23 protein-coding genes, 1 pseudogene and 1 riboswitch are annotated in these 22,466 nt (G+C 37.5%); of the genes and pseudogenes, 9 read left to right on the forward strand and 15 right to left on the reverse strand.

Translation table 11 applies throughout. From position 1 onward, the window contains the following. Positions 1 to 89: 89 nt before the first annotated feature. The 7 genes from F3D3_RS22280 to F3D3_RS22305 form a co-directional block, all read right to left on the reverse strand. Positions 90 to 2,372: a xanthine dehydrogenase family protein molybdopterin-binding subunit gene (locus F3D3_RS22280; protein ID WP_069876644.1), complete on the reverse strand. Its 2,283-nt coding sequence runs from the start codon at positions 2,370 to 2,372 to the stop codon at positions 90 to 92. Beyond that, complete coding sequence (locus tag F3D3_RS22285; RefSeq protein ID WP_069876645.1) at positions 2,372 to 2,821, reverse strand: (2Fe-2S)-binding protein; 450 nt, start codon at positions 2,819 to 2,821, stop codon at positions 2,372 to 2,374. The genes F3D3_RS22280 and F3D3_RS22285 overlap by 1 nt, the downstream gene beginning before the upstream one ends. Beyond that, the gene (locus F3D3_RS22290; protein ID WP_069876646.1) at positions 2,811 to 3,638 is read right to left on the reverse strand and encodes an FAD binding domain-containing protein; all 828 of its coding nucleotides are present in this window, start codon (positions 3,636 to 3,638) and stop codon (positions 2,811 to 2,813) included. The genes F3D3_RS22285 and F3D3_RS22290 overlap by 11 nt, the downstream gene beginning before the upstream one ends. A 160-nt stretch (positions 3,639 to 3,798) precedes the next feature. Next, the gene (locus F3D3_RS23860) at positions 3,799 to 4,035 is read right to left on the reverse strand and encodes a hypothetical protein (RefSeq protein WP_139132184.1); all 237 of its coding nucleotides are present in this window, start codon (positions 4,033 to 4,035) and stop codon (positions 3,799 to 3,801) included. 46 nt (positions 4,036 to 4,081) lie between these two features. Further along, a complete protein-coding gene (locus F3D3_RS22295; RefSeq protein WP_069876647.1) occupies positions 4,082 to 4,594 on the reverse strand; it encodes a flavodoxin family protein in 513 nt (170 codons plus the stop codon). Between the two features lie 104 nt (positions 4,595 to 4,698). Beyond that, a complete protein-coding gene (locus F3D3_RS22300) occupies positions 4,699 to 5,523 on the reverse strand; it encodes an alpha/beta fold hydrolase (RefSeq protein WP_069876648.1) in 825 nt (274 codons plus the stop codon). A gap of 36 nt (positions 5,524 to 5,559) precedes the next feature. Beyond that, on the reverse strand, positions 5,560 to 5,982 hold the full coding sequence (locus F3D3_RS22305; protein ID WP_069876649.1) for a MarR family winged helix-turn-helix transcriptional regulator: 423 nt from the start codon (positions 5,980 to 5,982) through the stop codon (positions 5,560 to 5,562). 152 nt (positions 5,983 to 6,134) lie between these two features. On the opposite strand from F3D3_RS22305, the gene F3D3_RS22310 reads away from it, so the two are divergent. Together F3D3_RS22310 and F3D3_RS22315 are read left to right on the forward strand one after the other, a co-directional pair. After that, positions 6,135 to 6,734: a hypothetical protein gene (locus tag F3D3_RS22310; protein ID WP_069876650.1), complete on the forward strand. Its 600-nt coding sequence runs from the start codon at positions 6,135 to 6,137 to the stop codon at positions 6,732 to 6,734. Between the two features lie 26 nt (positions 6,735 to 6,760). After that, positions 6,761 to 7,135 (forward strand): HD-GYP domain-containing protein, encoded by a 375-nt coding sequence (locus F3D3_RS22315; RefSeq protein ID WP_069876651.1) that lies wholly within the window; start codon positions 6,761 to 6,763, stop codon positions 7,133 to 7,135. 84 nt (positions 7,136 to 7,219) lie between these two features. Here the strand turns inward: F3D3_RS22315 and F3D3_RS22320 are convergent, their stop codons facing one another. From F3D3_RS22320 to F3D3_RS22330, 3 genes are read right to left on the reverse strand one after another with little or no spacing between them, the layout of a single operon-like run. Further along, positions 7,220 to 8,551, reverse strand: coding sequence for a glutathionylspermidine synthase family protein (locus tag F3D3_RS22320; RefSeq protein ID WP_069876652.1), 1,332 nt, complete (start codon positions 8,549 to 8,551; stop codon positions 7,220 to 7,222). Further along, positions 8,535 to 9,836 carry a glutamate-cysteine ligase family protein gene (locus F3D3_RS22325; RefSeq protein WP_175438463.1) on the reverse strand — a complete coding sequence of 434 codons (1,302 nt, stop codon included), beginning with the start codon at positions 9,834 to 9,836 and terminating at the stop codon, positions 8,535 to 8,537. The genes F3D3_RS22320 and F3D3_RS22325 overlap by 17 nt, the downstream gene beginning before the upstream one ends. 35 nt (positions 9,837 to 9,871) lie before the next feature. Beyond that, the gene (locus F3D3_RS22330) at positions 9,872 to 10,471 is read right to left on the reverse strand and encodes a TetR/AcrR family transcriptional regulator (protein ID WP_175438464.1); all 600 of its coding nucleotides are present in this window, start codon (positions 10,469 to 10,471) and stop codon (positions 9,872 to 9,874) included. Between the two features lie 203 nt (positions 10,472 to 10,674). Next, positions 10,675 to 10,764: riboswitch (glycine riboswitch) on the forward strand. 155 nt (positions 10,765 to 10,919) lie between these two features. Here F3D3_RS22330 and F3D3_RS22335 point away from each other — a divergent pair. The 4 genes from F3D3_RS22335 to F3D3_RS22355 all read left to right on the forward strand — a co-directional run bounded on the left by F3D3_RS22335 (position 10,920) and on the right by F3D3_RS22355 (position 16,196). Then, positions 10,920 to 11,189: an ACT domain-containing protein gene (locus F3D3_RS22335; RefSeq protein WP_069876655.1), complete on the forward strand. Its 270-nt coding sequence runs from the start codon at positions 10,920 to 10,922 to the stop codon at positions 11,187 to 11,189. Between the two features lie 17 nt (positions 11,190 to 11,206). Further along, positions 11,207 to 12,565 (forward strand): PFL family protein, encoded by a 1,359-nt coding sequence (locus tag F3D3_RS22340; protein WP_069876656.1) that lies wholly within the window; start codon positions 11,207 to 11,209, stop codon positions 12,563 to 12,565. Positions 12,566 to 13,402: 837 nt separating this feature from the next. Continuing rightward, positions 13,403 to 14,359: an ROK family protein gene (locus tag F3D3_RS22350; RefSeq protein WP_069876658.1), complete on the forward strand. Its 957-nt coding sequence runs from the start codon at positions 13,403 to 13,405 to the stop codon at positions 14,357 to 14,359. 217 nt (positions 14,360 to 14,576) lie between these two features. After that, the gene (locus F3D3_RS22355) at positions 14,577 to 16,196 is read left to right on the forward strand and encodes a Na/Pi cotransporter family protein (protein ID WP_069876659.1); all 1,620 of its coding nucleotides are present in this window, start codon (positions 14,577 to 14,579) and stop codon (positions 16,194 to 16,196) included. A gap of 131 nt (positions 16,197 to 16,327) precedes the next feature. Here the strand turns inward: F3D3_RS22355 and F3D3_RS22360 are convergent, their stop codons facing one another. The 4 genes from F3D3_RS22360 to F3D3_RS22375 all read right to left on the reverse strand — a co-directional run bounded on the left by F3D3_RS22360 (position 16,328) and on the right by F3D3_RS22375 (position 19,394). Next, positions 16,328 to 16,693, reverse strand: coding sequence for a rhodanese-like domain-containing protein (locus F3D3_RS22360; protein WP_069876660.1), 366 nt, complete (start codon positions 16,691 to 16,693; stop codon positions 16,328 to 16,330). Between the two features lie 63 nt (positions 16,694 to 16,756). Then, a complete protein-coding gene (locus F3D3_RS22365; protein ID WP_069876661.1) occupies positions 16,757 to 17,359 on the reverse strand; it encodes a pentapeptide repeat-containing protein in 603 nt (200 codons plus the stop codon). Then, positions 17,359 to 18,222: a putative RNA methyltransferase gene (locus tag F3D3_RS22370; RefSeq protein ID WP_084389250.1), complete on the reverse strand. Its 864-nt coding sequence runs from the start codon at positions 18,220 to 18,222 to the stop codon at positions 17,359 to 17,361. The genes F3D3_RS22365 and F3D3_RS22370 overlap by 1 nt, the downstream gene beginning before the upstream one ends. A gap of 59 nt (positions 18,223 to 18,281) precedes the next feature. After that, a complete protein-coding gene (locus F3D3_RS22375; protein WP_069876663.1) occupies positions 18,282 to 19,394 on the reverse strand; it encodes a J domain-containing protein in 1,113 nt (370 codons plus the stop codon). Between the two features lie 176 nt (positions 19,395 to 19,570). On the opposite strand from F3D3_RS22375, the gene F3D3_RS22380 reads away from it, so the two are divergent. Then, positions 19,571 to 19,924 (forward strand): NifB/NifX family molybdenum-iron cluster-binding protein, encoded by a 354-nt coding sequence (locus F3D3_RS22380; RefSeq protein WP_069876664.1) that lies wholly within the window; start codon positions 19,571 to 19,573, stop codon positions 19,922 to 19,924. Positions 19,925 to 20,115: 191 nt separating this feature from the next. After that, positions 20,116 to 21,294 (forward strand): sugar MFS transporter, encoded by a 1,179-nt coding sequence (locus F3D3_RS22385; RefSeq protein WP_069876665.1) that lies wholly within the window; start codon positions 20,116 to 20,118, stop codon positions 21,292 to 21,294. Here the strand turns inward: F3D3_RS22385 and F3D3_RS22390 are convergent. Continuing rightward, entirely contained in the window at positions 21,291 to 21,923 is a 633-nt protein-coding gene (locus F3D3_RS22390; RefSeq protein ID WP_069876666.1) for a hypothetical protein, read from the reverse strand. The two genes, F3D3_RS22385 and F3D3_RS22390, sit on opposite strands and share 4 nt — an antisense overlap. Before the next feature lie 336 nt (positions 21,924 to 22,259). Here F3D3_RS22390 and F3D3_RS22395 point away from each other — a divergent pair. Next, a pseudogene (locus F3D3_RS22395) lies at positions 22,260 to 22,466 on the forward strand (transposase); the annotation flags it as partial.

A 22,466-nucleotide genomic window follows, 5' to 3' on the forward strand; every position in this document is an offset into this window, starting at 1 on the left:
TATGCATTTAATTCTAATTAATTTACTGCTTAATTTTATGCTTTACAATTATTTATACAGATTTTTCCGTCATACGCGTACACTTATGCTCACTCCGTTTGCTTCAGAAGTTCATAAAACTTGGAAGGTGTTATTGGCAAATTTCTCACACGTATACCAGTTGCATTGAAAATCGCATCCATAATCGCTGGTGACGCCGTATTAATGACAATCTCTCCTATTGATTTTGCCCCATAGGGTCCTGTTGGTTCATAACTTGGTGCAAATTCCACCCGAGTAATCAGGGCATCTTTTCTCGAAGGCAATTTATAGGTTAAAAAGCTGGCATTTTTCTCGTCTCCACTATTTGCATATTCTGATTCTTCATAGAGAGCCATGCCAATCCCTTGAAGCATACCACCTTGTGCCTGCACTGTTGCAAGATTGGTATTAATAGGGGTTCCGCAATCAATCACGCCAACAAAATCCAGCACATCTATCTTGCCCGTCTCTAAATCAATTTCAACTTCAACAAAACCCGCCTTATAAGGCGGCGCCTCTTTATCGCATACATGACTATCTGTGACGACGATCTGCTTGCGGTTGAGCTTATAACCCAATGCTTCTAGAGTTAAGGTCGAATCATCTACGCTAAATACGCCCTCATGGTAGACCACTTTTTCTATCGGTACCGACAGGATCAATGCCACTTCACTTTTTAAAGTCTCAATCATTTTTTCGGAGGCTTTTCTCACTGCCGTTCCAGTCACGTAAGTTGAACTAGAAGCATAAGAACCATCATCATAGGGTGTCACATCGGTATCTGCTGAATAGACATTAACCTGATCAAGGGGAACTTGTAGACTTTCTGCAGCCATCTGAGCTAAGATTGTGTCACAACCCGTCCCCATATCGGTTGCACTGATTAAAAGTGTGAAGAACCCATCACTGTTTAATTTTATAGTGGCACTCCCAGAATCTATATTGAGAACGCCAGAACCTTGAATGGCAAGCGCCATGCCCACGCCTCTCACTTTAGTATCACTCACTTTAACGGACGGATATTTAGAATACCAATCGATCATTTCTCGACCTCTTTTGAGGCAGTATTCGAGTTCACAAGTATCTTGTCTTGTGACCTCTTCATCATACACATGACTTGTCCCAAGTCTTAAATGATCTCCGGGGTGAATAATATTCTTTTCCCTTAATTCTGTTGGATCCATGCCAAGTTCATGTGCCAATTCATTCATGATGGATTCAATCGCAAACCCGCCTTGTGTCTTTCCATAGCCTCTATATGCCCCAGAAGATACATGATTGGTGTAAACTGCTTTTCCATCGAACCGATAGCCCTCTGTTTTATAATAGGCCATAATCTTTTCTGCGCAGGCACTCATAACAGTCCCCGCGTGCTCACCGTATGCGCCAGTATCTGAGATCGCTTTAACATCAAATGCTTTTACAATACCCGCTTTCGTAGCACCAATTTTGACTTCAAAGTAAAAAGGATGCCTTCTTGTGGTACCCAGAAAAATCTCTTTCCTTGTATAAAAAATCTTAGCGGGTTTACCTGTCTTAAGGGTTACCATCGCTGGGAAAAATTCTGAGGCTGATGTCTGTTTACACCCAAATCCACCGCCAATTCTCGGCTTGATCACTCTCACTTGGCTCATGGGTAAATCCATGGCGCTCGCAACCATACGTCTCACATGGAAGGGAATCTGAGTCGAGGATACCACCACAAGTCTACCGGTATGATCCAGATAGGTATAAGTGGCTACAGGTTCCATCATGGCTGGATGCGTGGCTTGGGTTTCATAATTTCTCGTCAAAATGACATCACTTTCCTCGAAGCCCTTTTCATAATCACCCACTTCAACATAATAAGCTGACGCGATATTTTTTTCAGGCTTAAAACCAAATTCAAAATGCGTAAAAGCATCTGGTTCTGGATGAACGATGCTGGCATGTGCCATGGCTGTCTTATAATCTAATACTGGCTCTAACACTTCATAGTCCACTTTGATGAGTTTCATCGCCTTAAGCGCTATCGCCTCAGTTGTAGCTGCAATGATCGCCACCTCATCCCCTTTATACCGGACGATTTCATCAAGCATCTTCCAATCTTGTGGGGAAGGTTCTGGATAAGTTTGACCAGCCCTTGTAAACCTTTTATTGGGAACATCTTTATGCGTCAACACGCAGGCTACACCGGGGACTTTTTCAGCTCTAGAGGTATCGATATTCTTAATTCTTGCAAAGTGGTGTTCACTTCTTAAAAGCTTAATCACCAAGGCCTCTTTAGGGGCTAAGTCATCTGTGTAAACGGGTGCCCCCGTCACAAGTTTCATGCCATCTTTTTTAGGTGCGGCAGAATTAACGATCTTCATTATTCCACCCCCATATATTTCTTAATCCCTTTGAGTTGCGCCACATAACCACTGCATCTGCAAAGATTACCTGTGATGTAGTGTACAATTTCAGCCTCTGTTGGACTTATGAGTTCACGTTTCATGGCAATCGTTGTGAGTGCAAGGGAAGGCGTGCAATATCCACATTGATCCCCGCCTTCTGCCACGATCAATTGCCCTAGCTTTACAGCTTCTTCTTGTTCTCCCTCAAGCGTGGTGATGGTCTTTCCATCAACTCTGGCTGCCAAATAGGTGCATGACAATACGGGTTTGTCATCGACTAAAACCGTACACGCTCCACAAGTGCTTTTATCACAACCTCGCTTGACACTTTTACAGCCATTAGCCCTTAAAACTTCTGACAAATAATCATCTGGACTGATTTCAATTTCTTTGATCTCACGATTTAATGTCACTCTAATTTTCATGATTTACCTCCATAAAAGCGCGCTTAACAAGCACTTCACTCATGGCTTTTCTATAAGATTGACTGCCAAAGCGATTTGTTCCAAATACGAGGTTACCAGATACAGCTGATCGCATGAGCTTTAATCTTTCTAAATCATCTTGATTTATACTTGCTGTATCATTTATAACCGTCATCGCTTCCAGTGCATAACAAGCCACACCGGGTCTTGACCCTATTGCGATCTTATAGTGCCTGTCCACTTTGCTAACAGCTGCATTGAGGATTGCAAAATCACTACTTGAATTTCTAAGCATTTGAAAACTGCATTTTATAGGTTGCTTCATCACTCTAATTTGAATCAAAATGTCTTTTTTATCACGTTTATGCGCACGTGGCATTTCTAGATACTCAACCAGCGAGACTTCGCCCCTTTCATGAAATACCAGTGAAGTTTCAAGCACCATCAAAGCGGTTATAAGATCTGAAAACCCATACCTTGCAAATACAGTCCCCCCAATTGTGGCGATATGACGAAGCTGGACCCCTACGATGTTTTCTAAAGATTTCTTAAATATATTTTCAAAAGCATTATTTAAAGGTTGACTTGTTTCAAGCTGTCTAAGGGTTGTCATTGCCCCAATTTCGAAATACCGCTCTGTCTCACTGATTTGATCTAAACCTAGAAGTGACAAATCAACTGCTGTATCAATGGTTAAATCATGCGCTAATCTTAAAAATGCACCACCGCCTAAAACACGATTATTAATTTTCTCATTTGCAATCTGATAAGCTTCATCTATGGTTTTTGGGCTCACCCAATTTTTAATTTTAATCATATTACACCTCCCACAAAGACTATATTAACACAAAACCCTTTCTAGAACCATCATTTCAACGTGACTTATTGGTGAAAAGCAACAAAAAATAGCCCTAATTCAACACAATAAATTGTATTCATTAGAACTATTTTACGATTTTTTGATCTTTCAAAAGGATTTAACGCGATACCAGTATTGATAGTTCCGAATAGCGCTTTTTAAAAAAAGTCTCACAATGTTCTATTTTATACGTTAGAGTCTCATCGCTTGGCATCGTCAATAAATTGACGGAATTAATACGTCTACTGGGATAATTGGGTGACCTTCTAATAACCCAGCCATCGTACAATTCAACAAACTCTGCAGGAAATGCGTTTAGAGATACTTCTTCTATATTCCTATTTAATCTTTTCATTGTAACGACACGACACCTCCCCCATCATTTGAATAACAGATTATTTTTATAACAGATTACTTTGCTCTAACCAATCTTTAATGGGCTCTCTTACTTCTTCATGCGTGACAATATCCTTATTGCCAATTAAAGCACGCGTTTTTAAGGTGTAAATACCAACAACTTCTCCACCTTTATTGATTATTTTGCTTTTTAGCTTCTGAATCACTTTTTCAGGTCTGTTTTCATCAGCACCTGTGATGATCAGCCAAACCTTTTTACCACTAAAGTCAGTACGATGAATAAAGCTATTAATCGCTGGCGTTGAATGTCCTGCCCATACTTGACCCGCAACAAATAGATTTGTGACAGCATTTAGATCAATCATTAAAGGCTCTATTGTACTTCTTAGACCCAGCATTGCGCTCAATGCAGCTAATGGGATATTACCACTCACTCTAATTTTTTTTTCAATAATCGGGTCAATTGGAATGTCCAGTAAGTCACTAAATACTTCCGCCACGATTTTAGTATTTCCAGTCCAAGAATAATAGACGATTGCGCTTTTTTCCTTATTCATCACGACCTCCAATAACTGTAATCAAACTTTGATTCATATTTACAGTTTCTACCCAAAAATCAAAAGTATAATTATTTTTTATTTCATATTCACCAGAAGAAGGTTCAAAGGTTGTCTGTGGCTTCCTCGCATCTGAAAAGCCATTCTTTCACAAGCGCTTTAAACAAAATGGATTGTTCTGCCTCAAGACTATGCCCAGCCCTGTCAAGTGCCACATAAGTGCCTCTAGGATACTGATCCATAATGCCCCAAGCGTCTTTATAACCCACACTCGTATCTTGTCTGCCATTTAAAAAAAGTGCTGGTTTTTTAAATACATCGTAAGCCAATGCTTCATCAAAGGTGAACCCATATCCTTCATTCCTAAAACGCTCTAAAAAAACCATATCGGCCTTTAACAACCCCGGAATGACATAGGTTTTAAAATGTTGCCATGTTTGTTCATCTTGAACCACTGCTATAGACTCGTACATTTCTCTTTCTTGATCTGATAATTGATCCAATAACGCTGGATTTTTTAAGAGGATTTCTTTAGGAGGCACTTCTCTTTTATACGCTTTGATCAATGGACATATAAAAAGCGCCCCCTCAATTTGATCTGACATGCTGTGAATTAAACCACGTGTTAAATACCCGCCATAGGACTCCCCAGCAACTAAAAAAGGTTCATTTCCAATTGTATCTTGTATAAACGATTTTAAAACTTCAAGCATGTCATCGGAATTTTTAATAGCCTCACCCCTCTCGGATAACCCCATCCCAGGTAAATCAACATAAATTCTCTTATAGTGACTTGCAGACTCAAAAACAGGTTCCATACACCCCACCATCAATCTGTGATCTGGTGTATAGCCATGAATCATCAAAAAAGGTTTACCTTCTCCAATAATTTCATAATTGACTCTAATATCTTTCCATTTAAACCACATAATAACCCTCCTAATATAATTTGAACTCTGAAAAAACTATAAATTTCGCATGACTTTTGTCAACAACACATCTAGGGTCTCTCTTTCTTTCTCACTTAAACAATTCAAAGGATCGTGTCTAACCATCGCTTCGGGTCCAGACGCACCTCTAAGGTCATTAAACTTCTGTGCCCCTAATTCAGTGATCTTGATAAAATACTGCTTCCCATTTTCGGGGTCCTTTTCTTTAACAATCCACTTGTTTTTTTCCATGTTCTTGATAATAACACTTGCTGTGGGGCGATCGCAATAGAGCATATCCGCAATATGAGAAGGTAAGAGGTACTCCTTTTTCATTAACGCTCTTAAAACAAACTGCTGCTTAAGTGTAATCTTAAAAGGCACGAGGTCCTTTTGAAGTTTTCTTGTCCAGTTTAGATAGACGATGCCCATTTTGGACATGAGATGTAGTTTTGACATATTTGCTCCTTTTTATAGTTAGAATACTAACTATAATTTATATAAAAAAATGAACCTTGTCAAGTACACAAGATTCATACCATACTATTACACAAGATTTGACTGCAATTGTTTCTTGAATTATAATTATATTTTAAAGGAGATGACTATAAATGCGATTTAAACCAATTGAGTATTTAAAAGAAAATGAAGTTCTAGCAGAGAACATTGTCAACATATCCAATCAAATACTATTGCGAAAAAATGCGATTATGAATTCTACGAGCATCAAGCGTATCAAGGCATTGGGCTTTAAATCTCTATATGTTAAAAATCCTGATGAAGAAGATTTGCTTGAAGAAGAAATTAAGGACATTATAAATCCCGCCATTCGGAAAAAAGCAGTTTACGACGTTAAAGAATGTGTGGACACGTTTTTTTCGAGTATTTCCAAACAAAAACAACAACTTGTCTTTGGAGATTCTGGGCAAGCCTTAATCGACACACTCGATCAAGTATCGGAAAGTCTCATCGATGAAATATTGGGATCTCAAGATTTGACCATTTCCATTATGGACATCAAATCCGAAAGCTATTATTTATACGAACACGCTATTAATACCGCTGTTTTGGCTATTATGTTAGGGGCAAAAATAGGTCTCAACATGAATGATTTGAGGAATATTGCCATTGCCTCCATGCTCATCAATATTGGCTATAAAAATATGCCTAAGGAAATATATGCACATTCAGACAACATCATGAGCGTTTAAACGGGTCTGGATACCCTAGTGGTTTGATGGGATCTGAAATTCATCCACATGCCAAAATTGTAATGCTTGCCGATGTTTACGATGCCATGACATCTGACCGAGATTATCGACTTGCACATCCCCATCATGAAGTTGTCGAATACATTATGGGCTCTGCGGGAACACTCTTTGATTTTGATCTTGCAGGTACATTTTGCAGATGTATTATATTATACCCCGCGGGTTCATATGTCTTGCTCTCAAATGGCTTAAAAGCTGTTATACTCAAAAATCATCCAGCGCACCCCCTTCGTCCCATTGTTAGAACTTTTAAAAATGGAAAACTCAATGGTGGCGCTGACGGTTATATCGATTTACTTGAAACACATAATTTGACCATTCAAAAATTGATCTATGATTGATCACAGCTTTAATCTATACGCAAGAGGACCTTCTCATGCAGAATTATCAATTCTATCATGAGAAGGTCCTTCCTTTTGCCTAAATTAGATTGCGCTCGCAACGATTGACGATAGCGAGAAGCCATCATTTAAATCGGATATAACCGCATTAAATCCTGCGCGGGTAAAAATACCCTTCATCTTTTCATTGTAGACAAAGACCCCCGTAATGTTGTTATAATCAGCCACTTCAAAAGTATCATTTCCTGAAAAGTCCAAATTTCGATTCACAGATTTAGGGCAAAATTCCTGAATAATATAACCTTCATCCGATGCCTTTTCTAACATTTCTGACCACGTCTTACGATCATACTCTTTACCTGCATATACCCCTTTTGATGCATAGAAGTCAATGGGCTTAATGATATATTGGTCTTTATGCTCTATAAATTTTTCAAATGAATCTGCTTTGTTTAGGGCGCTTGTATATGGAATATGCGCATCAATATAGTCGAGATCCTCCTTAGAAAAATATTTTCTCACTAATGGATGATGAAGTGCTTCAAAATATTTTTTAGTATGGACAATTTGAGATTTAATAGAGCCAATAATACAGGTTTTATTGGCTTTAATCCCATTAATGAGAGGCATTAGATCATCATAGTGCTCCATTAAATCCCTTGTGACCAATCTTCTGTAGATGATATCCACCTTCTCACGGTTATAATAAAGCGTGCCCTCTACCTCCGTGAGTTCGTCCGGACTGACAATCTGACATCTAAAGCCATTTGCGTTAAAACACTTTTTAAAAGCCTCAAATTCATGTGGGGACCCTTTAGACATATAATCCATGATGATAAGATGCGGTTTTTTCGAACGTTCTCCACCATTTTGTACATATTCTTCGTAAATGCTTTTAACCTCATCCACCCAAGATTGATAGAGTTCATATCTCTTGACCTGATGGTTTTCTTTGAATTTATTTAGAACATAAGTGTTGATCAATACATCCGTAAGTGGCATTTCCTCGTTCATTGCCGAAGTGCCATCTGTGTTGAGTTCGCAAAATTTATAACTGCCGTCTTCATAATAAAAAAAATCAAATCTACCCATTGGCACTTTGGCTTTAAAGCGATGTGGCAAAAGAACGAGCTCTTCTAGTCGGGGGTCAAATCCCCAAACACGTCTCACTTCTGGATGATTAAAATAAATGTCTATAGACTTATTGACAATGTCAAATATCCGTTTTGTCATGGTTTCAAATCTGAGAACATCTTCTTCTGAATATACCGCTGGAAAATACAAATAAGGCAATTGCTTTCCCTTGTACACTACATCTGAATGACCCACGGCTTCATATGATTTTTTGTAGTCTTCATCCACAATTGCTCTATGCGCACTCGCAAGAGCAACAAGTTCTTCATTGTATTTGAACATGCTCTCCTCCTGTTGTGATCACTTTTTTAAATAAAGCTTGATCTTCTAAATAGATCTTTTTGAGATACTCTGAGTAGGATTCATACTTTTGAATCATTTCTTGAAAGTACATTAAGATCTCCATCTCATCAGAATCCAATCCATTTGTTGCATCTAAAATCAGCATTCCAATAAAATCATCACAAGTCATCGACAGGTGTAGACATCCCATCTCAAATGAATAGCTTTCTTTAATTTGGTCATTTAATTTTAAAACACCATCGTCATCCATATTTAGACTCAGCTTATAGTATTTATCTAGGTTGTCTGTATTATAGAAAATACCTTTAATAAGGGCAGGTACCGCAAGACTGTAAGGGAGCGGTAAAGCATCTGCTACTCTAATTTCTAAAAATTGCTTTACTCTAACATCGGGGAACACCATTGTGGATGCATGAACCAACTGAACCTTACTCAATGGTTTATCGTGATCGAGATCGGCAACCGTTTGATGATCTGTCAAATAAGACTGATCACCCTCGATCATCAGAATTGGTTCTGAATTGAGGATGTAGTCGCTATAAGCGTCGTAGTCAAATTGCTGATCCATAGCCCCTTTTGGCATTTTACATCTATTGATATCCGTATGGTCCCAAATTCGGACCCTTAAATTTTTAGCCGCATACACTGCGCCCTCAAATATAGGTGAAGCATCAAATAAACGCGAAATAAATGGTGCTAAAAAGTTGGCCACTCGATACTTTTTAATAAAGTCTTTTTCGTCTTCATAATCAATTGACACTTGTGTTGAAGCCGTTCCCTTCATCATATTTCTTGCAAAATTGCCGCGCTTATGAAGTTCGTCATACATGAATTGATACCTTTTTTTAGGTAACAACGGTAATGTTTCGATCTTCGTTTTAGGGTGATAACCCAGAGAAATCAACATTTGATCATCACTTAGGAGCGCATCAATTTCATTTCTCACACTCAAATATTCGACTTCAATATCATGAATACGTTCAAAAGGTTTTATACTGATTTCAACCTGTCCACCGGGTTCAAACGATACCATGTTGCCCGCTTTAACCGCATTAAAGATGTCATCTCCCTCACTGTACTGTACTTCCCATCCCGTTGAAACCAACTGATTCATTAACTGCTTTTGCCCATTTTCTTCAAAATATTCATAACTTCTCAAATCCGTCTTGGATATTAAAAAGTGCTCAAATTCAACACCTATTTTTTTACCCGCTTTTTCGCCCGACTTAAAATAGTCTTTTAAAATTGTTTTACTTGATTTCATCATTAGTGTCCTTATCCTATAATTTTTATTTATGATCATTGGTTATAACAGATTTTGACTTGATTAATTTTAACAGCATCCCAAGCGACATCACAGGCTTTATTGACGCCATATTCACACAACTTCGTTCCGCAACAGAGGTTACGCTTGGCAAGTTGAGAGGCAGGATAAAATGTAAAAGCAAACAGAATTTCATCTGAAATATCTTTTATGACCTTTCTTTCTTTCCCAATTTTAAAGAGTTCATAGATTTTAGAAAAGTAACACATGCCATAATCGGTATGGTAATCTTTTGAAAAAGGAGAATTCGTAAACTGCATAATATAGTCAAATTCTCTATGATAAGCTAAACAGTAGTGGTAGTAGTTTAGCCATATTTTTTTATACGCTGCCTCAATACAGTCATCCAAATTCACTTCAGCAAGTACATATACACTCATTTCTTTCCTTATTTTAAGGTAAAGCTTACTTATTAAATCCTCCTTATTCTCAAAGTAAATGTATATGGTTGCTGGCGATACGCCTGCCGTTTTCGCAATTTTAGCAATAGATGCATTTGCAAACCCGTCTGACATGAAATGTTCCATTGAAGCATTTAAAATAGAATCGTATTTTTTCTCATCTTTTATTCTCATAATTATATAATAAATGATCATTCATTTATCGTCAATAATAAATGAATGATCATTCTTTTATTTTTTTATAATTGTCTCTAAATTTTCATGCACACCCTTGACAACTCTTTTACGATTGTGTTATTATTCATCTTAATTTAATAGGCTCGGATGAAGATCGTGGAATTGTGAAATAAGTCATCTTATTTTATAAAACCGTTGTTGGACGAACCTCTGGAGAGACTCTTTATGAGCGCCGAAGGGGAAAGCTGTTTACAGTGAAACTCTCAGGTACAAGGGACAGAGGCAGATGCATTAATCTTCTTTTATGCAAAATTTGAAATTTTGTATAGAGTTGAATTAGTGATGTGCTTAAATTCTCCAGAGGCTAATTTGAATTAGCCTCTTTTTTATAGTCAAAAATTTAATTTTATAATCAAGAAATCAACCAAAAGTTGGAGGGCAAAAAATGAATGCATATGTTTCAGTAATGGGTATGGATAAAAAAGGCATTATCAAAGCGGTAGCCACTGTACTTTCAGATAATGGCGTCAATATTCTTGATATCAATCAAACCATTGTCAGGGGGTGCTTTACAATGGTCATGTTTGTCGATTTGAGTGATTTAACAACAGATTTAGCGGGTTTGAAAGCGAACTTGGCTATCCCTGCAGATGCTATGAATTTGAGAATAAAAGTCCAACATGACGCTATTTTTTCAGCTATGCACACGGTGTAAATAATAAAGGAGGTCACATGAATAATTTCAACAATATTTTAGAAACCATTAATATGATTGAAAGAGACAAACTTGATATTCGAACCATTACAATGGGCATTTCTCTTTTGGATTGCTGCGATACAAATGGTGAAATTGCACGTCAAAAAATTTACAAGAAAATCACGACACTCGCTAAAGACCTTGTTAAGGTTGGCGAGGATATAGAAGAAAAATACGGTATTCCCATTATCAATAAACGCATCTCTGTAACCCCTATTGCAATGATTGCACAAGCATGTGACGATGAAGATTATGTCGCTTTTGCCCAAACGCTTGATGCCGCTGCCAAAGCGGTTGGTGTCAATTTCATTGGTGGCTTCTCCGCTTTGGTCCAAAAAGGCTATACAAAAGGCGATAAGATTCTGATCGAATCCATCCCTAGAGCTCTTGCTGTTACAGATCGCGTATGCAGTTCCGTCAATGTAGGTTCTACTAAAGCTGGAATCAATATGGACGCCGTTAGAGACCTCGGCCGCATTATCAAAGAAACTGCAGCACTCACAAAAGATCACGAGAGTATTGGATGTGCCAAGCTCGTGGTGTTTGCAAATGCAGTAGATGACAATCCTTTTATGGCAGGTGCCTTTCACGGGGTTACAGAAGCTGAATGTGTCATCCATGTTGGCATTAGCGGTCCTGGTGTGGTAAAAGTAGCGCTTGAAAAAGTAAAAGGACAGCCCTTTGATGTGGTAGCTGAAACGATTAAAAAAACTGCTTTTAAAATTACACGTGTGGGCCAACTCGTTGCAAATGAAGCTTCAGAGAAACTGGGTGTTCCATTTGGCATCATTGATTTATCTCTAGCACCTACACCTGCTGTAGGCGACAGTGTTGCAAGAATTCTTGAGGAAATAGGACTTGAGGTTTGTGGCTGTCATGGTACAACTGCTGCACTCGCTATGCTCAACGATGCCGTTAAAAAAGGCGGTGTTATGGCATCCTCACATGTAGGGGGGTTAAGTGGGGCCTTCGTGCCAGTAAGTGAAGATGAAGGTATGATTGCTGCCGTTAAAATGGGGGCTCTTACCATTGATAAGTTAGAAGCTATGACCTGTGTCTGCTCAGTGGGACTTGATATGATCGCTGTTCCTGGGGATACGCCAGCCAGTACGATCTCTGCTATAATTGCTGATGAAGCCGCTATTGGCGTCATTAACAATAAAACGACTGGTGTCAGAATCATACCCGTCGTTGGAAAGTCACTTGGCGATGAAGCTGAATTTGGAGGTTTATTGGGTACAGGCCCCATTATGAAAGTGAATCCATTCTCCAGTGAGGCCTTTATCGCAAGAGGAGGTAGAATTCCCGCACCTATTCACAGTTTTAAAAACTAAAAACCCAGCCACAAAGAGTTAAAAAAAAGACTAGAACAAATCTTTATCGACTTGTTCTAGTCTCTTTCAGTTAAGGTGTATTTTCGCACCAATTTTACTTTCTGCTCTTCCTTTCATCTTTCAGTCTTACTTTGCAGTATGGACAAAAAGTTGGGTTGAATACATATTTTGAAAAGCCTCTATAACAATTTGGACATCTTCTAAGGATAAAAATTACAAAGGCAGCAATGCCACAATAAATGAATAATATGTACATTAAAATCTGCTTTAAATAATTGCCTTCATCTAGAACTAGGTAAAAGATACTTAACAATGGCAATACAGTAAACACAGTCACCAGCGTAATCGTGTAGATATAATTAATTATAGAATACTGCTCAATAATCTTTTCATGGCTCTTTTTCAATGCATTTCCTCACTCACTATAAATAATAATTTAATTTGCTAATATGCTTATAATATACTCTGCCCCATCCGTCCCCTTGACAACATAGCTATTTATTGAAGCAAAATTTACACCTAAGCAACAGTTTAATAGTGTTAAGACCAGTAGCATAGCAATATATTTCTTTCTTATTTTTAATTTCAAACTTTTTTCTCTTTTTTGGATTTTTTATAATTATACGTATATTTTATTCAAATAATATCATTTTTACATTTAAATGTCAATCTATTCTAACAAATTTCTTGATTATTAATTGTAACCTTAAATGAATAGAATTTTTTTGATTAGTTTTACCAATCGCCTCTTCTGATGATGCAAGGATACTTTTTTAAATGCAATCATGATTGATCTATCTGTATAAATGGTATAATTGTTTCATATGGAGGTAACTTATGAATAGATGGATTGGATTAGATATTGGTGGTACAAAAATCTTGGGCTCGCTTTATGGTGAAGACGATAAACCCATAGCCCAGAGCAAGAAGAAAACCAAGGCAAAAGAAGGCATTGTAGTCGTACTGGATCAAATTTTTAAAGTCATTGATGCCCTTTATAAAGAAATTCCTGAAATTGAACATTCAGAAATTCTAGGCATTGGCGTTGGTGTCCCTGGACTTATCACGACGGATGGGATCGTTAAATTCTCCCCGAATATTCCCTTCAAAGATTTTGAATTACAATCTAAAATTGAAAAAAAATACAATGTTCCCGTTTCAATAGGCAACGATGTCAATGTTGCTATGTTCGGAGAATATAAATTTATTTCGAATGCGCTTTATAAAAATGTACTCGGTTTATTTATAGGCACTGGTATTGGCGGCGCCATTATCATAGACAGTCAATTGTATATTGGGCAAGGCGCTGCCGCAGAGTTTGGACATATAGTCGTCAATGCTGATGGTGCTTTTTGCGGCTGTGGTGCTCAAGGCTGTCTCGAAGCCTATGCTTCTAAAACAGCGATGCAAAGATATATTGAAACACAGCTTTCAAAAGGGCGCCTCTCAAGTCTTAAGGATTTTAGGGATACTGATGGCGCGGTGATTAAGAGTTCCACTTTGCAAAACGCTTACGCGTCAAACGATCCTTTAGCAGTGGAAGTAATCCAATACGCTTCAAAATATCTAGGGATTGCTATTGGGAGTCTTATCAACATGTTCCATCCGGATCTCTTCATACTTGGTGGTGGGATTATAGAATCCCTCGGTAGTGAAATGATGCCACTGATGCTTAAAGAAGCCGAAAGACATGCGATGCCTGGCCTATTGACTTCTGTTAAATTTGAAACCAGTAAACTTGGCGATGATGCTGGCGTCTATGGTGCATTTCAATTCATAAAAAATCACATATAAGTTTCAAAATGACCCCTCATCGTATTTTCCTTGTTTTTCTTTAAATACAATGAGGGGTTATTAATGAATTATTCATAAACTTTACTTGGATTTAACATAGACTTAACTTATAATTAACGCAAGCGTTTGTCGGCTCTGTTAGAATAGATAAGCAATTATTTTTTATTCAATTCTATAGAGATTAAAAATTGAGATTTTCATAAGGAGGCATTGGGCAATGTCGATTGCTATTGGCGTAATAGGTGGATTAGGCCTATTTCTTTACGGAATGCAGATGATGGGAGCTGGTCTCCAAAAAGCTGCGGGGAAAAAACTTGAACGTATTATTGAGGTATTGACGACGAACCGGTTTATGGGTGTTTTCGTCGGTATGCTCGTCACAGGTGTCATTCAGAGTTCAAGTGCAACAACGGTTATGGTGGTTGGATTTGTAAACGCTGGCATTATGAATTTAACACAAGCTGTTGGTGTTATCATGGGTGCCAACATTGGAACCACCATAACAGGTCAAATCGTCTCTATGTCCATTGATGATATTGCACCAATTTCCATAGGAGTTGGTATGATCATATGGATGACCACTAAAAAAGACAGTCGAAAAACACTTGCTGAAATATTGATTGGCCTTGGCATATTATTTTTGGGAATGGAATTTCTAAAAGATGCTCTAAAACCATTAAGAGAACTGGAAGCTTTTAATACGATGATCCTTTCCTTAAGTCATCATCCCGTTTTAGGCGTTTTAGTTGGATTTGCATTGACTTTTATCGTTCAAAGTTCAAGCGCATCTATTGGAATGCTCATTGCACTTGCTTCTCAAGGGGTTTTACCACTTGCGGCAGCTCTCCCAATTTTATACGGCGATAATATTGGCACATGTACCACTGCACTGCTCTCTAGTATTGGGGCAAGTAAAAATGCGAGAAGAGCCGCAATTATCCATCTTGCCTTTAATGCGGTGGGAACCTTACTGTTTGTCATATTGCTTTCTGGACCTATTAGTAAATTGGTTACCTTCTGGGATCCAACAGACGTGGGCAGACAGATCGCAAATGCACATACGGTCTTTAACTTAGCAAATGTTGTGATTCAATTTCCATTTGCATTTTTCCTTGTTAAAGTTGCCATGTGGGTAGTCCCTGATAAAAATGAAGACAAAACAGAAGTTAAAGTTACGCGATTCATTGATGATCGTATTTTAGAAACCCCTACTATTGCTATAAAAAGTGCAATCAACGAAGCCCTGAATATGGGGTATATTGCCAAAGAAAGTTTGTCTTTTGCAATGGATGGTTTCTTCGAGGGGCAGCTCGATAAAGTCAAAAAGACTTTTGTCCTTGAAAAAGACATCAATACACTGGAAACCGTCATTACAGAGTTTCTTGTGAAATTATCTAATAGAGAAATTTTAGATACAGATAGACGTTATATTGATGGTCTTTTTAATAATATCAATGATATTGAACGCATTGGAGATCACGCAGATAACATTGCAGAACTTGTGCTTTCGGTTCACGAAAAAAATATTGTCTTCACCGAAAAGTCTAAGAATGCCCTATTAATTATGTACAATAAGACAAGAATGACTTATGAGATCGCATTGAAAGTACTTGATAAACCTAACCAAACAATGATCGATGAAGTCATGGCACTTGAAAAAGAACTCGATACACTAGAACGTGAAGCACGTCACGATCACTTCGCTAGACTTAATAACAACGAATGTAGTACTGAAAATGGCGTTTACTATCTCGAAATTGTCAACAATTTAGAGCGCATCTCAGATTTATCATGTAACCTTGTCAGAATTGTTTCTGAAACGGCAGAAGTTGCTTAATAGCACCATAAGGAAATCCTCCTACCCATGTCGAATAAACATAGTAGGAGGATTTTTGTACGAAAATAAGTGGGTCACAACACCACCTTAATCTCATTGCACTTCGTCTTGCGACATTCGTTTTCAAAACACTATCTTCTATAAGCTGAAAGACCTCCAGATAAGTTAACAATTGTTACAATGCCTAACCGTTTTAATATCTTAGCAGCTTGCATACTTCTATGCCCTGAAGCACACATGAGCACTACTGGCTTTTCTTTATCAATCTCTTTTGCCCTACTGCTTAAGGATTGAAGTGGCATATTCCTAAAGCCTTTGATATTATTAGATTTAAATTCACTTTGAGTACGAACATCTATAAATTGTCTTTTGATGGTTTTGTCTTTTAACATCTGATTAAGTGTCTCACCGTTGATTTTATCAACTTTAGGCTCTGCTAATTTTTTAAATACAAAATACGCCGCTATGGCAACTCCAAAAATAATGATATTGATCATAAAACCTCCTGCACCCCTATATAGAGGGGGTTAGTTTTATTTTAACATATTTTTGAAACGATATCAATCTTCTTTTAAGGCTTCTAAATAGGATTTAAAGGCGCTTTCTTTTAATAAATCCATATCAATTTTTACGCTCTGAACGGATTTGGGGGTTCCCAAAATGAGGGCCTCGCCAATGTTGGGAATACTACTAAAATCACAATCTTCTAAACAAGCATTTTCAATATTGATGACCATAATGGTGGCGTTATCAAATTTACAGTCCTTTATAGTGCTGTTTTCAAAAACAATATGATCTAAAACGGCATTGCTAAAGTTACATTTGGAAAGATAACTGTCTGATAAGTTCGTATTTTTAAGAACAGCACCTTCGAAATCACCCATTTCAATTTTAACTTCACTCAGATCACAATGATCAAGCTTAAGTTGATAGCCACAAACTTGGCTGAGACAAGCATTTTTAAAGGAAACCTTCACCAGTTCCATTTTTCTTAAGTTAGCAGCCCTTAAATCATATTTTGCTTCCACTAAAGGCGTTTTTTTGGAGATGAAACGCTTCTCTATGATCTTTTCAATAATGATTTTATAAGGATCACTCTTCCATCTTGAAAATAACGTTTCGCTCTTCTGCTTGCCTCTATAACCCTTTTTCTTTACTGTCATTATAAACGCCCTTTCGACTGTTGATAAACGCCTATGCTTACACTAACAGTTACCACAATGGTATCCATTTTGAGCAAGGCTATTTTATTTTCTTCTTTAACACGCCAAAAATGAGGCGTCATCAATAATAATTGTACTAAATCTTCATTCTTAAGCGTAATGTCATAAGCAACATTTTTGACACTTACAACCTCAAGGCCTTCTAAATCATTGAGATATTGCTCATATTCTTTTACCTTGATCTCAGGATAAATGACTTCTTTTAATTGCATCAGATGATTTGTTTCAGGAAAAACTCTGATGAGCACGCCATCCTCTTTGAGCATCCGCTTACACTCACTCATGTCAATTGGACTGAACACAGACAATATTCCAGAGAGGGAATGATCGCTAAAAGGTGTAAAAAAACTATTTGCAACAATCCAATGCGCTTCTTTATGGTTTTTGCTTGCAAGCTTAACGGCACTCTTTGAAATATCAAGTCCGTAATATGCCGTTTGAGCATGTTCTAAACTCTGTATCAACCTTTTAAGATAATAGCCTTCACCACATCCTAAATCCAAAAAAGTTTCTGGCGTTTTAGCCACACTCTTAAAATAAGCTTTTACGGTTTTATTGATCTCATCTGATATGGGTTCATAAAAGCCCTTTGCTAAAAAGGACTGCCGTGAAACTACCATTTCTTGAGAGTCTCCAGGATTTTTACTTTTTTTCTTATGGCTTAAAAGCAGATTAACGTAACCTTCTTTTGCCCTATCAAACGCATGATTTTGATCGCATTTGTAAAGATTCATTTGTTCTACTACATAGAGTTCAGTGTCACAGACTGGACATTTTAGACAACTCTTCTTTGGTTTCATCATGCTGCCTCTAGCTTTCCTTTTTTATATTTTCGTCTCTTTTATAATTCTACTTTTCAAATCTAATTGTGTGAAATCGATTGATAATAAGTCTCTAAATTAAACCCATGTGTTGTGACCGATTCAATGGCGCGATTAAACACTTGACTCTCTGCAAGCGACATTTCAAGTGAGTTACTATTAAGATTTGTGATCCAATCGTGAAAATCATCTACCTTAAGTCCGCTGTTATGATTCAAAGTGACGATTGCATTCCTTACAAGGTCAATCACAAGGGATTCATTATCGCATGGCTTCAGCTGACTTAAAACATCCGACACCTCTTTAGGCGCTCTACTAAGTTTAGAACTGAATTCATGTAAATAGAAAAACAAACCATAATTATGCAATTTGCCCGTATCTACATTGATGAACCACAAATCTTTATCAATACCAGTGGAGGTAAGCCCCATATATTTAAGTGCTGTAAGATCATAAAATATGCCCTCACAAATCTTGCGATTTCCAAGTGGTTTTAGGTATCCCAAAACAGTCTCTAAAATAACGACTGGTTCGACCCCCTTTTCTTTTTTAAAAACGAGATAGCCATGGCTTGCCGTGTCAAATGTATCAATCACATCAGGAACTTCAATTCTAAAGTAACCCTCTCCTTTATTCTCAATTAGTCCAAGTGAATCCATAAATATTTTTCGTTTAAGCTTTGTGATTTCAAGTAGGACGTATTGCTCAGAAACATACATGTAGCCTAAATCAATCAGAACTCTCTTGAGATATTTAAATCGGACACATTTGCCGTCAACACTTTTGAGTTCAATACTTTTCTTATGCTTACTTCTTCTGATCTGTTCACTGAAATCTTCGCAATGCACTGAATCGCTTGATTTTTTTGAAGCTTTACGAGAATCAGTTCTCTTATTATCTTTATTTTTATCTTTATTTATAAGGTGCTCTTTTTCATAGAATTTATTCTGATCAATCAAAGACTGCCCTTCATGGTAAAGTGCATTGATCTTACTCATTATAAAAATCGCTTCCTTAACGGCTGATACATCTGGATGCCATATCTTAGCCAGTGCGCGGTATTCTTTTTTAATGCCCTTTACCGTAAATAATTCTGATGGCATATCACAATTCATTATATAAAGTTTATCATTAAAATTTGATTTTGACGTCATAAATGCCTCCAGACACCAGTTCCTATTATGCCTTATCATTATAACACTTGTCTTTAATTGAATTCAACAAACTCACGACATATTAATGCATTTTACATTCAAATTATTGACATATGCTATAAACGCGGTATAATCAATATGATAAAGCTATACCCAAATACAGAGGAGGATTCAACATGAAAATTGCTTTACCCACGAGAAACGGTATGATTGATAGTCACTTTGGTCATTGCGAATATTATACAATAGTAGAACTTGGTCCAAACAAAGAGATCGTCTCAAAAGCGGTTTTAGAAGCACCACAAGGTTGTGGTTGTAAATCCAACATCGCCTTCACACTTAAAGACCTCGGCGTTGAACTCATGCTGGCAGGTAACATGGGCCAGGGCGCTGTCAATGTCCTTTCAGGTCAAAACATCAATGTTCTAAGGGGATGCTCAGGTGAAGTAGATCAAGTGGTTTCTGATTATATTATCGGCAAACTTACAGACAATCAAATTGCATGCGATCATCATGATTGTAATCACTAAAGATTCTTAAAGACCTCACCGCTTTGATTCCACCTAGGCAATGCCCAATGAGATAAAAGACCAAATTTAGGTTCAAACTTAAACAGATGAGCTCTATTTGGTCTTTTTGATGTCTTCATTTCATTCTATAGAGAGCACCAACGTATTCTTTGCCATAATTTTGATTTTACTTTTAAAGAAAGGACATCCTCATGATTACATTTGTTTTGCTCATCATTATCTATTTAGCTTTCATCAGCTTAGGGCTTCCAGACGCATTACTGGGTGTCTCATGGCCTTTAATTCGATCTGAATGGGCGCTCGATTTAGATGCTGTCGGTATGGTTTCCATAGTCGTTACTTTCGGAACGATCACCAGCAGTCTTTTAAGTGGTAAACTGATCAAACACTTTGGTGAAGGTCGTATCACCTTTTTTAGCGGTGTTTTAACAGGGGGCGCTCTGCTTGGGTTCGCTTATGCGCCTTCTTATTTTTGGCTAATTGCATTGGCTTTGCCGCTTGGATTTGGCGCTGGCTCTGTGGATACGGCACTAAATCATTATGTTTCCCTTCATTTCAAGGCACATCATATGAATTGGCTCCATTCCTTTTGGGGTATTGGCGCAACTGCTGGTCCTATTATTATGTCCAATATTCTATTGAACACACACTCGTGGCGCACAGGATATTCAACGATCGCAGTGATTCAGCTCTTTTTAGCTGTCATTATCTTTTTAAGCCTTCCCCTTTGGAAAAAACAAGCATCCATCAATTCAAAGCTTCAAGAAGATCACATTTCAGATGAACCTTCTGAGCTTTCAGGTTTTAAGATCATCAGAGTCAAAGGCGTCCCATATGCCCTACTCGTCTTTGTGTTTTATTGCGCAGCGGAATATGCCGTGGGCCTCTGGGGGAGCAGTTACTTAGTACAAGTGAGAGCCATGACATTTGAAGCTGCTGCAAGGTGGATTGCACTCTACTATGGTGGCATTACAGTGGGCCGAATTATAGCAGGCTTTATCTCCTTTAAGCTCAACAACAAACAACTTATTTTATTGGGCATATGCATTGCCATGACAGGTTCAGCTTTACTCTTTTTAAATTTCAACAGCTTTACTGTAATGATCTCTTTTGCCTTAATCGGACTTGGTTTTGCGCCTATATTCCCCGCAATGATCCACGAAACACCTCAGCGTTTTGGCAAAAATCTAGCACAATCCATAATTGGATTTCAAATGGCATCTGCTTACACGGGCATTGCTATATTGCCACCCCTTTTAGGGATCATTATTGATAAAACACATATGATTGTCTTTCCGATTTTCGTCATTTTGTGCGTAGGGATACTTTTCTATTTAACAACAACTTTAAATCGCATTAGACAAAATTAGAAACCCGCTTGATGATCATCCATGCTCATCATCAGGAATCCACAAAATGCAGCATTATCCACTTGTAGTGAATCGTCTGTATGTTTTTTTATATCGTTAATCAAGGTTCTAAACTGACTGTAAAATGCATAAGTTGGTTTAGATACATATTTTAAATCTTCCTCAAAGTATACTAATATCCCTTTTGCTGTCGTGGGTTTTATCAGGACTTCAAACTCTGGTCTTATATAGACGCCAAGCACTGTTAAAATTGGCCACTTTGCAATCTTATAACGGGTCAAGACTTCAATTTGCGTTGTGAATCCAAGCTCTTGGTCACCATAAAGAAACGCCTGGACACCACCTATAAATTTTGCTTTTTCTTCTAAAGTAAATGTCTTCGCAAGATCTTTAAATTTCGCTTTTTCAAAAATGGAAACCAATGAAGACTGTGATATTAATTTGATATAGTCTGCAAAGACGCGTTCTACATCTTCAAAGCATTCAGATCTAAAATGTGCATTTACATAATCTTTCATCTTCTCAACTTTGTGTTTCTTTGAAATTTCAAGCATTTCAGGCGTATCAAACCCCATGGGATAAGCCATAAAAAAATGCTTTTCTAGTGTTTTGAGTTTTTCAATATTCATACGCGTTCCTTCCTGATCTAAACATCATACTCTACCAATGTCTTCTTACCATTCCTATTATACCAAATATCAATTGCATCAAGCAATCGCCATGCGCTTATTCTAAAATAGGGCACTCCTAAAGCATTCAAAAGACCAGCTCCTTATGAAGCTGGTCAGAATTTAATAATATCGTGTAAAATCTTGATAAGCTTTATAAAACATATTCGGGTTTTCGACACTTGTAAATGATATTTTTTTATAGAATGCTGTATTTAGGCCTTTAAGGCTTATTTTTTTGTCAAATTTTTCAGTTTTATATGTTGTACGGAGTTGTATATTGTGATATAATAGGCTATGAAATTAAATTATGATAAGAAATCAAAAGACCCAACCTACTTTGTGCAAAAGGGCTACCGTAACGGTAATAAAACCACAACAAAGAATATCGCTAGAATTGGTAAACATTCTGAACTGCTAAAGATTACAGATGATCCTTTGGCTTATGCCAAGGAACAAGTTACTAAGTATAATGATGAAGAAAAAAATGGCAAGGTGACTATG

The sequence above is a fragment of the Fusibacter sp. 3D3 genome (genome assembly GCF_001748365.1).
Lineage (GTDB): Bacteria > Bacillota > Clostridia > Peptostreptococcales > Acidaminobacteraceae > Fusibacter_A.

Excerpts from the sequence above, each read along its gene's own strand:
- F3D3_RS22300 (WP_069876648.1), bottom strand. The coding sequence starts at position 5,523 with ATGTGGTTTAAATGGAAAGATATTAGAGTCAATTATGAAATTATTGGA.
- F3D3_RS22290 (WP_069876646.1), bottom strand. The coding sequence starts at position 3,638 with ATGATTAAAATTAAAAATTGGGTGAGCCCAAAAACCATAGATGAAGCT.
- F3D3_RS22355 (WP_069876659.1), top strand. The coding sequence starts at position 14,577 with ATGTCGATTGCTATTGGCGTAATAGGTGGATTAGGCCTATTTCTTTAC.
- F3D3_RS23860 (WP_139132184.1), bottom strand. The coding sequence starts at position 4,035 with ATGAAAAGATTAAATAGGAATATAGAAGAAGTATCTCTAAACGCATTT.
- F3D3_RS22310 (WP_069876650.1), top strand. The coding sequence starts at position 6,135 with ATGCGATTTAAACCAATTGAGTATTTAAAAGAAAATGAAGTTCTAGCA.
- F3D3_RS22360 (WP_069876660.1), bottom strand. The coding sequence starts at position 16,693 with ATGATCAATATCATTATTTTTGGAGTTGCCATAGCGGCGTATTTTGTA.
- F3D3_RS22280 (WP_069876644.1), bottom strand. The coding sequence starts at position 2,372 with ATGAAGATCGTTAATTCTGCCGCACCTAAAAAAGATGGCATGAAACTT.
- F3D3_RS22340 (WP_069876656.1), top strand. The coding sequence starts at position 11,207 with ATGAATAATTTCAACAATATTTTAGAAACCATTAATATGATTGAAAGA.
- F3D3_RS22350 (WP_069876658.1), top strand. The coding sequence starts at position 13,403 with ATGAATAGATGGATTGGATTAGATATTGGTGGTACAAAAATCTTGGGC.
- F3D3_RS22305 (WP_069876649.1), bottom strand. The coding sequence starts at position 5,982 with ATGTCAAAACTACATCTCATGTCCAAAATGGGCATCGTCTATCTAAAC.
- F3D3_RS22295 (WP_069876647.1), bottom strand. The coding sequence starts at position 4,594 with ATGAATAAGGAAAAAAGCGCAATCGTCTATTATTCTTGGACTGGAAAT.
- F3D3_RS22325 (WP_175438463.1), bottom strand. The coding sequence starts at position 9,836 with ATGAAATCAAGTAAAACAATTTTAAAAGACTATTTTAAGTCGGGCGAA.
- F3D3_RS22330 (WP_175438464.1), bottom strand. The coding sequence starts at position 10,471 with ATGAGAATAAAAGATGAGAAAAAATACGATTCTATTTTAAATGCTTCA.
- F3D3_RS22385 (WP_069876665.1), top strand. The coding sequence starts at position 20,116 with ATGATTACATTTGTTTTGCTCATCATTATCTATTTAGCTTTCATCAGC.
- F3D3_RS22380 (WP_069876664.1), top strand. The coding sequence starts at position 19,571 with ATGAAAATTGCTTTACCCACGAGAAACGGTATGATTGATAGTCACTTT.
- F3D3_RS22390 (WP_069876666.1), bottom strand. The coding sequence starts at position 21,923 with ATGAATATTGAAAAACTCAAAACACTAGAAAAGCATTTTTTTATGGCT.
- F3D3_RS22365 (WP_069876661.1), bottom strand. The coding sequence starts at position 17,359 with ATGACAGTAAAGAAAAAGGGTTATAGAGGCAAGCAGAAGAGCGAAACG.
- F3D3_RS22335 (WP_069876655.1), top strand. The coding sequence starts at position 10,920 with ATGAATGCATATGTTTCAGTAATGGGTATGGATAAAAAAGGCATTATC.
- F3D3_RS22375 (WP_069876663.1), bottom strand. The coding sequence starts at position 19,394 with ATGACGTCAAAATCAAATTTTAATGATAAACTTTATATAATGAATTGT.
- F3D3_RS22315 (WP_069876651.1), top strand. The coding sequence starts at position 6,761 with ATGGGATCTGAAATTCATCCACATGCCAAAATTGTAATGCTTGCCGAT.
- F3D3_RS22370 (WP_084389250.1), bottom strand. The coding sequence starts at position 18,222 with ATGATGAAACCAAAGAAGAGTTGTCTAAAATGTCCAGTCTGTGACACT.
- F3D3_RS22320 (WP_069876652.1), bottom strand. The coding sequence starts at position 8,551 with ATGTTCAAATACAATGAAGAACTTGTTGCTCTTGCGAGTGCGCATAGA.
- F3D3_RS22285 (WP_069876645.1), bottom strand. The coding sequence starts at position 2,821 with ATGAAAATTAGAGTGACATTAAATCGTGAGATCAAAGAAATTGAAATC.